Raw genomic sequence first — 12,874 nt, forward strand, 5'->3', positions numbered from 1 at the left:
ACGATTGATGGCGGGGAATGGTATCCCGCCTCTATCGGTTTCGTTGCTGGTGACTATGACGGATTGATAAATAATGCGCAATATTATGCATAAACGTCATATATCTATGCAGAATGACGGCGCGTTTCATCCTGATGAGGACAATGAGATTTTCCGCCCAAAATCCCGTTTTCAGTCGATTTTTTGCGAAAGCTGGATTTCCCGCTTCAAGGCATCGCTCAGCGCCTGCGCAGCGATGGACAGCGGTGCGCCGGAAGCACGGGCTAGGCCGAATTCCTGCGTCGCCTGCGGAACGAATGGCCGGGCGACAACGGGAAGATGCCGGTAGAGGTTGGCATAAAAACTGCTGATGATCGTCACTCCCAACCCGTGGGCCACATAGGCGCAGGCGGAACTGTTGGTGTGGGTCTCGATCTTCACCATCGGCTTGACGCCGGCCTTCTTGAAGACCTGATCGAGCGCCATGCGGTTCGGCCGCTGCCGGCCGATCAGGATGAGCGGAACATTGCGCAGATCCTTGACGGTGATTTCCTCAAGCTTGGCCAAGGGATGATCCTCCCGAACCACGCAGACACTCTTGCCACTCGCAACACGCTCGACATCGATGCCCGGCCCGATCTCGCCTTCCATCCGCAGGAAACCGAGATCGATCACCCGCTCGCCGACGAGCTTGTTGATGGCGGTCGTCGTTTCGAAAAATGTCTCGATGCGAACGCCAGGAAAATCCCGGACATAGTCGATCAGCATGGCAGGCGCAAAATTTTCCCACATGCTGCTCGGCAGTCCGATCCGGACGATCTCCGGACCGGCCGCGCCATTGCGCAAATCCTCGGCGTGGCCGGACATGCGGTCCACGGCAAGCAGCACGTTTTCCGCATCCCGCGCAAGAAGGACCGCCTCCGGTGTCGGTATCAGTCGCCCCTTGTCACGGGCAAACAGCGTCAGCGACAAATCCGCCTCAAGCTGCGCCAGAAGCCGGCTGATACCGGACTGGCTGAGACCCATGGCCTTCGCGGTGGCGATGGTGGAGCCGGTGGAAAGAAGCGTGCGCAGAACTTCGAGCTGCTTGATGTTCATGAGGCCAGCACCATGGGTGAAGAGACGAGCCGGTTTCGGTTCAGACGTTTTGCCGCCGATAGACCTTGATGTCACCGGTTTTTTTACGCCGCCACTTGGCCGGCACCGTCGCCGGTTACAATTCCACCTCATAGACCGCGTCATGGGTGGCCACACGCGCCTCTCCCGATGGCGTCACCCAGCCGCGAAACATGCCTGATGTATTATAGGGCGCGGATATGCCGCCTTCGGCATCGATTGCGACGAGACCCGCGCCGATATCATAGGGCGCCAGATCCTTGTGGACCAGATCGCCGGCGGCGGTCTCCAGATCCTGCCCGAGATAGGCAACGCGCGACGCGATCTCGTGGCCGACAACATAACGGATGAAAAACTCGCCCTTGCCGGTACCGGAAACGGCGCAGGCCCCATCCCGCGCATAGGTGCCAGCCCCGATCACCGGGCTATCGCCCACCCGGCCATCAGGCTTGTTGGTGTAACCGCCGGTCGAAGTAGCCGCCGCGAGATGCCCCGCCGCATCGAGCGCCACCGCGCCGACGGTTCCGTGTTTTTCGTTTTCCGTCGCTTCCGTACCGGCGGAGGCATGGCGCTTCATCGCCGCCAGCGCCTCAAGGCGCTTTTGGGTGGTGAAATAGGATTGCGGCTCGGTGGCGAGTCCCTTTTCCTTCGCGAAGCGGTCGGCCGCCTCTCCCGTCAGATAGACGGCACGCTCATCCGCCATCAGCGCACGGGCCGCCTTTACCGGGTTGCGGATGGCGCGAGAGGCGCTGATCGCACCTGCCGCCAGCGTTTCACCATCCATGATCGAGGCATCGAGTTCGTGAATGCCGTTTTCGTTGAGCGCCGCCCCGTGGCCGGCATTGAAATGCGGACTGTCCTCCATGACGACGACCGCCGCCTCAACCGCTTCAAGCGCCGTTCCGCCAGCCTTCAGCACGCCATAACCGGCACGCAGGGCCGCTGCCAGATCGTCGCGCGCAGCAGCCCACTCCCCGGCCGTCATGCTGTCTTCCGGCATCACGCCGCAACCACCGTGAATGGCCAGTGCGATCTTCGTCATGTGCTCACTCCCTCGTCGCCCCACCAGCGGCAGGGCCTCTTAGCATCAATTAAAGGCGATATCGCCGATGACCCGCACGCGGACCCGCCGCGCGCCGCCAGGCAAATAGGCGATCGGAATATCTTCCACCTCAAGCGTCTTGAGGCTCGCCCGCTCCGCGCCCGAAGCGACCGCCGCGTTCTGCGCCTCGGTCTCGGCTTTCGCAAGGGCTTCATCGCGGCTCAGGCCGGAAAAGACCTGATCGACCTCGCCGGAAACCTGCGCCATCGCCGCGCCCAGCGCATTGGCAACGCCGGCATTTTCCACGCGCAGCACTTCCGACGCACCCGGAACCGTCTCGGGGATCAGGAACGCCCCGCCGCCGACGGCAACCAACGGTACGTCTTCGGCTGATGTCTTCATCTGGTCGAAGCTGTCGGCCACCATGTCACGGATGCGTTGAAGCGTGGCCTGCACGAAAGCCGGATCGAGGTCTTTTACACGGTCGCGATCACCCATTTCGATCAAGCCTGCGGCAACGGCGATATCCGATGTCGTCAGCGTCTCACCGCCGAAAACGCGGGCTTCTGTGAGGATGCGATAACCGACCGAGCGCGGACCGATCTTGCCCGTCTCAGGGTCGACAATGGTGCCGCCGCCGAGCGCAATCGGCAGAAGATCGGGCATACGGAAGAGCGTGCGCACCCCTCCGATATGGACGATATTGTTCGCCTCCCGCGGAAAACCGCCGACAAGGCAGCCGATATCGGAGGTGGTGCCGCCAACATCCACCACCATGGCGTCGGAAAGCCCGGTGAGGAAGGCCGCACCACGCATCGAGTTGGTCGGGCCGGAAGCGAAGCTGTGCACCGGGTTGGCAGCCGCGACATCCGCCAGCGCCACCGTGCCGTCATTCTGGGTCAGATAAAACGGCGCTTTTACGCCGGCTTCGCGCAACGCATCCGAAAATGCCTGAACGGTAGTCTTGCCCAGGGTTTGCAGCGCTGCGTTCAGCAGGGCGACGTTTTCCCGCTCCAGAAGCCCGATGCGGCCAAGCGTATGGGAAAGCGTGATGCGTGCATCAGGGATCACCGAACGGACGATTTCCGCCGCCCGCACCTCGCACTCCGTCGTCAGCGGCGAGAAAGTTGCAGAAATGGCAATGGAGGTGATGCCCGCATCGCGAATTTTCATCGCCGCTTCGCGGATTTCATCGGGAACCATGGGCACCAGCGGACTACCGTCATATTCATGGCCGCCATGCACCATGAAGATCAGCGGATCGACGGCATCGCGCAGATCCTTCGGCCAGTCGCACATGGGCGGCAGCGAAGAACCTGTTGGCAGCGCGATGCGGATCGCCGCAACCCGCTCCAGCCGGGCGCGCTCCACCACCGCATTGGTGAAATGCGTCGTGCCGATCATCACCGCATCAATCGGCCGGTCCGCCGCGCCGACATGGCCCGCCACATTGGCAAGCGCCGCCTTTACGCCGGATAGGACATCCTGCGTGGTCGGAACCTTGATGGAAGCCACGATGGTGTCGCCATCGATCAAAACGGCATCCGTATTGGTGCCGCCAACGTCAATACCGATGCGTTTCATGGGAATACCGATCTGAAGTCAATGTCATAACCGAAGGCGCGCGGGCCGACGGCGGCGATGCCGGCAGGTGTTGTCAAAAGCTCCGGCGCCGGCAGGGCGACAACCGTCACGCGCTGGCCGTAACGCACCGATTCCGTACCGATGGCGCCACCGGAAACCGTATCGAGAAGGCAGAGCAGGTCCGGCGTCATGGCGACTGGCTGGCCATCACGGAAGGCAACGGCCCACTCATTCTGGAAGGCGAGCTCCATGCGCGAACCGCGGTCGGCATCGATACCTTCAATGGTCGTGCTGCCGCGCAGAAAACCGCCAGTGGTCTCGCGCGCCACATCCACCACCTTGCCGCGGAACAGCTGCTTGCCGCCCTCGTGGTCGAGAACCGCCTGAACCGGATCGTCATGGCGCGCACGGGCTGCCATCACCGCGCGCCCGAGTTCGGTCGCCTTGGTGACGGTGTAATGAATACCCCATTCCTTCACTTCCTTGCCGGTGCGGGGGGCCTTGCATGTGGCGGCGGTGGAGCCTACTTCGGTGCAGACCTTGCGCGATATGCGCTCCATCCATTTCCAGGAAGCCGCGCGGGTCACGATCACCTCATTGTCGCGTACATCGACCAGCGACAGCGGAAACATCGGCAGGTTGCCGATGGCGAAAGATGTCATCTGCGCTTCGGGATAGGCGCGTCCCATGGCGTCCGCATTAACGACCGGCCGGTCGAGCACGGCAGCGGCGAGGAAAGAGGAAAGCGCATTCGAGCCGCCGATTTCCACGCTCATGATTGCCCGGAACGGCTTGCCAAGATAATCCTCCATCACCTCGACGGCGCGGGCAAGATGCACGGGGTCCCCCAACCGCTCCTGACCGACAAGCGGCGCACCCATCTTGGAGACGACGGCAACCATATCGTCATCGGCAAGCGCCATGGGATCCATGACCTTCACCCGCCTGCCCTCGGCATAAAGACGGCGCAGATTGAGCGTCGATATATAGGGATTGCCACCGCCGCCGGTTCCCAGAATCCAGGCGCCGGTGGCCAGAGGTTCGATATCGTCTTCGGAAAATTCCTGGATCATGCGTCATCCTCGGGCATGCCGCAGCCTTTCCGGCCGCAGGCGATGCTCCTTCCCTTTGAAGTTCCAAGTCTGGCCGACCCCGCCTTGTGGCGGGGCCGGTTTTCATGAGGCGGAGATCACTCCGCCTTGCAGTCCCAATGGAAATTGGAGAAGTTCAGGTCCCAGCTCTGCATGGGAATGAACTCGTAACCCTGAAGGCACTTGTTCGCCGCATAACGGCGGTTCGGCGCAACGGCCCAGACGTCAGGCTGAAGATCGGCGATCTTCGTCTGCAGTTCCTTGTAGGTGGTGTTCTGCTCGTTCACATCGGTGGTGGCGCGGACCTTGTCGATCAGGCCGTCGATTTCCGCATTCTGCAACCATTCCATCGACATCCAGGTGCCGGAAGCCTTGGAGTGATACTGGTTGTAGAACATCGAATCCGGCGACGGATAGGTCGGCGAGATGTTCACCTGCGTCGATGCCGGCGTCGTTTCCGGCTTGGAGGAAAGCTCGACGATACGGTTCCACGGCTCCGGCTTGATATCGAGCGTGATGCCGATCTGCTCGAGGCTGGATTGTAGAAGCAGCGCCACTTCCGCCTCGAAGGCCAGCGACGCGACATAGCTGTTGACCAGCGTGATCTTCTGGCCGGCATATTTCGACTTCGCCAGCTCTTCCTTCGCCTTCTCCAGATCGTAGACGCCGGGCTGGATATCGCCGTTATGCGCGTCTTTGAAGGCGTCGGAAAGCGGTCCGCGCATGTCGAAACCAGGATAGATCACTTCCTGAATGGTCTTGTAATCCGTCGCATAGGCGATGGCGCGACGAACGTGAACGTCGTCAGTCGGATAGACCTTGGTGTTGAGCTTGATGACGAAACCGCCGGCGGTGCGGGTCTGGATCAGCTTGTAACCCTTCATACGGCCGATGGATTCATAGGTGTCGTTGCCAAGCCCGTGCGAGGAAAGGCCGAGTTCGCCCTTTTCCGCCAGCGCCTTAACGGTGGCGTCGTCGCTGGTCTGCACGAAGCGTACTTCGTCAATCGGCTTGCCCTTGGTCCAGCCGAGGAAATAATCGGCATTGCGGGCAATGACCATATCGGCGGAACGGTTGTAGCTGACGAGCTTGTAGGGGCCGGAGCCGGCGGAATGTTCGCCGACATAGGCCTCGCCCCATTTGTCTTCGGGCTTGGCATTGGCTTCGATCAGCGTCTTGTTCATCGCCATCATCAGCGGCGTTGCCGCCATGAAGGGCGAGAACTGGCGCTCGATCTTCATGACCAGCGTCGCATCGTCAGGCGCGGTCACGTTTTCGGGCTTCAGCACGCCGACGATGAGGTTCGAAGGACCCTTGTTGATGCCGAGCAGGCGCTGGATCGACCAGGCAAGATCGGCAGCCTTTACCGCCGTACCGTCCTGAAACTTCGCATCGTTGCGCAGGTGGAAGGTGTAGGTCAGGCCGTCTTCCGAAATCTCCCAGGATTTCGCCAGATGCGGCACGATTTCGCCCTTGGCGTTCACCGTGGTCAGGCCGTCATACATGTTCACGATGGCCATGTAGCCGGTATAATCGGTCACCTTCGCCGGGTCGAGCGAGCTGAATATCTGCATGGTGTTGACCGCGACTGACACTTTGTCTTCCGCAAGGGCTGCGGAAGAAACAAGCGGCAACGCAAGCGCCGTACCGAGCGCCAGCGCGGCGAGACGGGAAGAAAGTACAGGCATTTTCATTATCGTTCTCCTCTTTATTGCGGGGCATTGGCCCCGCTTATGGTTAGGCAGCCTTGCTGACCGGAACGGGCAGCGGTGAGAAAGGAATGTCCGGGTAACCGAAGGCCGCCGGCCCGACGACCTCAAGCGCGCGGGCGCTGCGCAGCAGATCGTGGCAGGGGATGGCGATGACGGCCACACGCTGGCCGTAGCGCAGCACTTCGGTGGTGATCGGATAACCGGTGTCGACATCGAGCAGGACGATCAGATCGGGAACCGTCACTTCCACCTTGCCGTCACGGGAAAACAGCAGGAATTCGTTCTGGATGGCGACGCCCGCCGTCTGGCCGGCGCAATCGTCGAAGCCGGAGAGCGTAAGATCGCCGACCGCGAAACCGCCGCGCAGGTGGCGCTTCAGATCGGTGATCTTGCCGTTGAAGATGCGCTTTCCACCTTCCAGCGCGCAGACCGCGGCAATCGGGTCTTCCTGCTGCTTGCGGGCGCGGATCACCGCCTCACCGATGGCGATCGCCTTGGTATAGGTTTTCGGAATGCCATACTGGTGCACGTAATGCGCCTGCATCGGCGCGGTCGCCAGCATCGCGCCGCCGCCCTGCGAAACGACGCAGGCGCGCGCCATGCGCTCGTGCCAGACTTCGGAAACGGCGTGGCTGAAGATGACGGCATTGCCGTGCAGATCGCACATCACCGACGGTGTGGAACTATGACCATAGATGGAGAAGGTGGTCATCTGCATTTCCGGGAAAGCCCGGCCCATGCCGTCGCAATCGAGAATCGGCAGGCCGCCCAGCGCCGCCGTCACCAGCGGGTTCATGGAATTGGAACCGCCGATTTCCTCGCAGACGATGGCGTCGACCGGCGTGCGGATCAGCTCTTCCATCGCCCGCAGGCAACGCAGGCCCTCACGGCCTTCGCGAATACGCTCGACGCCGACGACAGGCGCGCCGATGCCGCCGATGGACATGCAGAGCGCGTCCGGCTCGATGGCGTCGGTCGCAAGAATCTTCATCTCGTAACCGGCCTTCATGGCTTCCAGCGCCAGCAGCTTGCCGAGATAGGGATTGCCGCCGCCGCCCGTGCCGAGGATGCCAGCGCCGATTTCCAGCGCGTCGAGATCTTCACGGGTCAGCGTCCGCAATGCCGCTTCGTCATATTTCAGCTTGCGTGTCTCAGCCATGATTGGCTCCCATTTCTCCAACAACTTTCACATGAATGCGGGTGGCGTTACCGGGCAGGTAGGCAAGCGGCATATCCTCGCGCTCGATGACTTCCAGCGTCGCGGCAATCGCACCGGCGGCAATCGCCTTTTCGCGTGCCTCCGCTTCCGCCTCGGCCAGCGCGCTCTCGCGCGTGCGTCCGTCGATCAGCGAGAAGACCCGGTCGGTCTCGCCGCTGATCTGCGCAATGGCCGCGCCGACGGCATTGGCCACCGCGAAATTCTCGGGCCGGATGACTTCGAGGTCACCGATTCGGTCCGGCATCAGGATGGAACCGCCGCCAACGGCAATCACCGGCACCGGCGACGACGAGATGCGGCTGCGCTCCACGCAGGCCTCGAGCATGTCGTTGATCTTGTCGACCGCCGCATCCACGAGCTTTTTGTCGAGGCTGGAGACCAGCGCCTTCTCGCCCACATCGGCCTTGCCGGAGGCAACGGCGATATCGGTCGCCGTCAGGGTCGAGCCACCGAAGCAGAGCGCCTCGCGGCGAACACGGTAACCGACGGATTTCGGGCCGACGGTCAGGCCGTGGTCGCCATTGACCACCAGCGAACCACCACCGAGACCGATGGAGAAGACGTCCGGCATGCGGAAATTGGTACGCACCCCGCCAATATCCACCGTGGTAGAGGCCTGACGCGGGAAACCGTGCGACAGCGAGCCGACATCGGACGTTGTGCCGCCGACATCCACCACGACGGCATCCTTGAGGCCGGTGAGGAAGGCCGCACCGCGCATGGAATTCGTCGGACCGGACGCGAAGGTGAGCACGGGGAAGCCGCGCACCACATCCGCCGCCATCAGCGTGCCGTCGTTCTGGGTAATATAAAACGGGCAGGTAATGCCCGCAGCCTTCAGCGCCTCGCCGAAAGCAGCAACGGTGCGGTCGGCAAGCGACAGCAGGCTGGCATTCATGATTGCAGCACTTTCACGCGCAAGCAGGCCATGGCGGCCAATATCCTTGGACATGACCACCGGCAGGCCGGGGCAGCGTTCCTGCAGGATTTCCTTCGCCCGCAGCTCCATCGCTTCGTTGATACCGCTGAAAACGCAGGTGACGGCAGCGGCCTTCAGACCCTTGGCGCGGATATCGGCGGCGATGCGGACGATTTCGTCCTCATCGAGCGGCGAAATTTCGCGGCCGTCGAATTCGTAACCACCGCGCACCTGATAACCGTGGTTGCCGACGATTTCCCGGAGATCGTCCGGCCAATCGACCATGGGCGGCAGGCCGGCGCCGGAAGGCAGGCCGAGACGGATGGCGGCCACCTCGTCCATATGCCGGCGCTCGATCACCGCATTGGTGAAATGCGTGGTGCCGATCATCACGGCGCCAATGCGTGCCCTGTCAATGCCCGATGCCTCGATGACCTTTTCAAGGGCTTCAATGACACCTGATGTCACATCCTCTGTCGTGGAGGCCTTCACCCCCGCCAGAACGGTTTTATCCTGCAACACAACGGCATCGGTATTCGTGCCGCCGACGTCAATTCCAACGCGATACACGTCAGGCTCCTCTTTCATCAATCGGTCGTTTTTACGAGGAAGCGCATGCGCTCTTCCTCGGTCACGGTGGGTTTGAGACGTTCTTCCTCGTCGGTGACGACGGGGATGGCCGCGATCAGGGCGCGGGTATAGGGATGAGCCGGCTCGGCAAAGACCGCCGACGTCACGCCTTCCTCGACAATCTCGCCGCGCAGCATGATGGCGATGCGCGAGCAGAAATTGCGCATCAGCGACAGGTCGTGCGAGATCATCAGATAGGTGAGGCCAAGCTCCTCGCGCAGCTGCAGCAGAAGGTCGATCACCGTCTTCTGCACGGAGACATCGAGTGCTGCCGTCGGCTCGTCGAGGATGAGGATTTTCGGCTCCGCAGCCAGCGCGCGGGCAATCGCCACACGCTGCTTCTGGCCGCCGGAAAGCTCATGCGGATATTTGCCGAGATAGGATTGCGGCAGCCGCACCAGCCCCATCAGTTCCTGCATGCGGCTTTCACCCGCAGGCCCATCCATGCCGATGGATTTCAGCGGCAGTGCCAGCGTCTGTTTCACCGTGCGCTTCGGATTGAGCGAGGTGCCCGGATTCTGATAGACGATCTGCGTCAGCCTCTTGCCGCGCGCAGGCGCCGGGGCATCAATGACAAGATTGCCAGACGTGGGACGCGAAAGGCCCATGATCATGCGCGCAACCGAGGTCTTGCCGGAGCCGGATTCACCCGCCAGGCCGAAAACCTCGCCTTCCTTCAGGGTCAGGTTCACATCCCGCACGGCGTGATAACCGTTGCGCCTGCCGTAAATCTTGTTCAGCCCTTCAATCGTCACGATGGGCGAGCGCTTGCTTTGCGCCAGATCGGTGACGCGCGGGCCATAGAGCGGCGGCACGGCATCCAGCAGCGAACGCGTATAATCCTTGGCAGGACTATGCAGGATCTGTGTGCATGGACCGGTCTCGACGATATCGCCGTGATGCATGACCACGACCCTGTCCGCCACCTTGCGCACGACGCCGAGATTGTGGGTGATCATCAACAGCGCCATGTTTTCTTCGGCAACCAGCTGGTTGATGAGGTTGAGGATTTCATCCTGCGTCGTCACGTCGAGCGCCGTGCCGGGCTCATCGGCGATCAGGAGCTTCGGCTGGTGCAGCAGCGCAAGCCCGATCAGCACACGCTGGCGCATGCCGCCCGAAAGCTCGGACGGATAGGCGTTCATCACCCGCTCGGTATCGGCAAGCTGCACGCGGCGTAAAACGGCTGCGATGCGGTTGCGGCGCTCCGCCTTGGACGAATTGACGCCGTCGCGTTTGTCGGCAAAACGCATGACATCATCGAGATGCGTGCCGACTTTGAAGACCGGATTAAAGGAGGAAAGCGGGTCCTGCATGATCAGCGAAAACGCGGTGCCCTTCAGCGCCTCACGCTCCCTGCGCGACATGGACAGCACATCCCGGCCATCGATGACGATCGCACCTGATGTGATCGCGGCATTCTTCGGCAAAGTGCCAATGATCGCCTTGGCGGTGACGGATTTGCCCGATCCGGTTTCGCCGATCAGCGCCACGCGTTCGCCGGCGGCAACCGTGAAGGCAACATCGCGCAGAACCTGCCGCGTGCGGCCGTAATTGGTGAAGGTGACGTTGAGGTTTTCGACCTTGAGAAGCGGTTCAGTCATGGCCTTAGCTTTCCACGTCGAACATGTCGCGCAGGCCGTCGCCCAGCAGGTTGAAACCCAGCGTCACGTAAAGCACGGCCGCACCGGGGCAGAGCACTTCCCACCAGAAATCCGGCATGAACTGGCGTCCGTCGGCAACCATCGATCCAAGGTCGGGGGTCGGCGGCTTGACGCCGAAACCAAGGAAGCTCAGCGTCGCACCGAACAGGATGACGAAGGCGGCATCCAGCGTGGTCTTGACCGATATGACCGAGACGCAATTGGGCAGGATTTCGCGAAAGAGGATGTGCAGCGGACCGGCACCGGCAAGACGCGCCGCCTCGATATAATCTTCCGAAGCGATGGACTTCGACACCGAATAGATCAACCGCGCATGCCAGGTCCACCACAGCAGCGTGATCGCGATCATGGCGTTCATCAGCGTCGGTTCCAGGAGGTTGGAGACCGCGAGCGCCATGACGAGCGGCGGCATGGCCAGCATCACATTCGTCAGGCCGCTGATGAGCTTTTCAGTCCAGCCGCCGAAATAACCGGCGATGAGGCCAAGCACGGTTCCGACCGGCACCGAAATGCCGAGCACGCCGATGACGAGAAGCAGCGAGACCCGCAGCCCGAAAATGGTACGGGAAAAGATATCGCGCCCGGCCTTGTCGGTGCCGAACCAGTGTTCCAGATCCGGCGGCATATGGCGGGCGCGGAAATCGACAACTGCGCCGATATGTTTCGGATAGGGCGTGAGCCATGGCGCAAAGACCGCCAGCACCAGCACCGACAGGAGGATCAGCGAGCCGATGACCGCCGCCGGATTGCGGCTGAAGCGATACCACATCATATAACCGGCGCTTAGGCCGCGATCGGTGGGTTCGAGCATTTTCATATCAGCCATCAGCGCGCCTCCTTGCGGCGCAGGCGCGGGTCGATGATCGAGATCAGGACATCCACGATCAGGTTCGCAACGATGAAGAACAGGCCGGCCACCAGCACCACGGCGGTCACGGCATTGAGGTCTTTCTGCAGGATGGCGTTCAGCCCGTAGGAAGCGAAACCGCCCCAGGCGAAGACCATCTCAATCACGAAGGCATTGCCGATCAACGACGCGAATTCGAGGCCCATGATCGTCAGCGGTGCAATGGAAGAGAGCTTCAGCAGGTAACGGAAGATGATGACCCGCTCCGGCACGCCGAAGCTCTGCAGGGTCAGCACATGGTCCTTGCGCTGGTTCTCGATCATCGAGGAGCGGGTGATGCGGGTGATCTGGCCGATGCCGGCCATGGAAAGCGCAAAAGCCGGCAGTGCAAGGTGTTTCAGCGCATCCAGCACCACATCGAACCGTCCTGCCAGCGTGCCGTCGATCAGGATGAAGCCCGTGGGGCCGCCCTGCCAGCCGAGCGAGTGGTCGAGCCTGCCGATGATCGGCCAGCCGGAGAGAAACCGGGCGGCCAGCAATTGCAGCGTGATGGCGAAAAGAAAGCTCGGGATCGTGACCCCGGTGAGCGACAGGATGCGGCCGATATGGTCAAGCGGCCGGTCGCGATAATGCGCCGTGATGACGCCGAGCGGGATGGCGACGGCAAACATGAAGATGACCGAGACAAGTACCAGTTCCACGGTAGCCGGAACGGTCTGCGCCAGATCGGTAGTCACCGGGCGTTGCGACACCAGCGAGAAACCAAGATCGCCGTGCAGGGCATTGCCGATGTAGTCGAGATATTGGACGGCGAGCGGCTTATCGAGGCCCATCTCGCCGCGCAGCGCATCCACCTGCTCCTGCGTTGCCGCAGGACCGAGCGCCATGCGGGCGGGATCGCCTGGCACCACGCGGGCCAGCACGAAAATCATGATGGACAGGGCGATCATGACCAGCACGAAGGTGCCGAGCCTGTTCAAAATCGCGACCAGCGGATGTTGCTGCATCGGTGGAACGTTCCTTGTGCATCGGTTGCGTGAGCACAAGTTTTCACCACATGTCCGTTCGAAC

10 protein-coding genes are annotated in these 12,874 nt (G+C 61.8%); all 10 read right to left on the bottom strand.

All coding sequences use genetic code 11. The features are described 5' to 3' along the window. Positions 1-171 precede the first annotated feature (171 nt). Entirely contained in the window at positions 172-1,077 is a 906-nt protein-coding gene (locus ACQZ5N_RS05215) for a LysR family transcriptional regulator (RefSeq protein WP_125145754.1), read from the bottom strand. A 115-nt stretch (positions 1,078-1,192) separates the two neighbouring features. Next, a complete protein-coding gene (locus ACQZ5N_RS05220) occupies positions 1,193-2,137 on the bottom strand; it encodes an isoaspartyl peptidase/L-asparaginase family protein (RefSeq protein ID WP_174036852.1) in 945 nt (314 codons plus the stop codon). A 45-nt stretch (positions 2,138-2,182) separates the two neighbouring features. Next, on the bottom strand, positions 2,183-3,721 hold the full coding sequence (locus tag ACQZ5N_RS05225) for a hydantoinase/oxoprolinase N-terminal domain-containing protein (RefSeq protein WP_448732303.1): 1,539 nt from the start codon (positions 3,719-3,721) through the stop codon (positions 2,183-2,185). Next, a complete protein-coding gene (locus tag ACQZ5N_RS05230) occupies positions 3,718-4,794 on the bottom strand; it encodes a DUF917 domain-containing protein (protein WP_003524597.1) in 1,077 nt (358 codons plus the stop codon). The genes ACQZ5N_RS05225 and ACQZ5N_RS05230 overlap by 4 nt, the downstream gene beginning before the upstream one ends. 116 nt (positions 4,795-4,910) lie before the next feature. Next, the gene (locus ACQZ5N_RS05235) at positions 4,911-6,506 is read right to left on the bottom strand and encodes an ABC transporter substrate-binding protein (RefSeq protein WP_448732304.1); all 1,596 of its coding nucleotides are present in this window, start codon (positions 6,504-6,506) and stop codon (positions 4,911-4,913) included. Positions 6,507-6,549: 43 nt separating this feature from the next. After that, a complete protein-coding gene (locus ACQZ5N_RS05240; protein ID WP_059753279.1) occupies positions 6,550-7,683 on the bottom strand; it encodes a DUF917 domain-containing protein in 1,134 nt (377 codons plus the stop codon). After that, a complete protein-coding gene (locus ACQZ5N_RS05245; RefSeq protein ID WP_448732305.1) occupies positions 7,676-9,232 on the bottom strand; it encodes a hydantoinase/oxoprolinase N-terminal domain-containing protein in 1,557 nt (518 codons plus the stop codon). Before ACQZ5N_RS05245 ends, ACQZ5N_RS05240 begins: the two co-directional genes overlap by 8 nt. Positions 9,233-9,249: 17 nt before the next feature. Beyond that, positions 9,250-10,896 (bottom strand): ATP-binding cassette domain-containing protein, encoded by a 1,647-nt coding sequence (locus ACQZ5N_RS05250; RefSeq protein ID WP_448732306.1) that lies wholly within the window; start codon positions 10,894-10,896, stop codon positions 9,250-9,252. Positions 10,897-10,900: 4 nt separating this feature from the next. Next, positions 10,901-11,782, bottom strand: coding sequence for an ABC transporter permease (locus tag ACQZ5N_RS05255; RefSeq protein ID WP_020813268.1), 882 nt, complete (start codon positions 11,780-11,782; stop codon positions 10,901-10,903). Beyond that, positions 11,782-12,810: an ABC transporter permease gene (locus ACQZ5N_RS05260; protein ID WP_035221058.1), complete on the bottom strand. Its 1,029-nt coding sequence runs from the start codon at positions 12,808-12,810 to the stop codon at positions 11,782-11,784. The genes ACQZ5N_RS05255 and ACQZ5N_RS05260 overlap by 1 nt, the downstream gene beginning before the upstream one ends. Positions 12,811-12,874 lie beyond the last annotated feature (64 nt).

The organism is Agrobacterium sp. 22-221-1 (assembly GCF_053522445.1).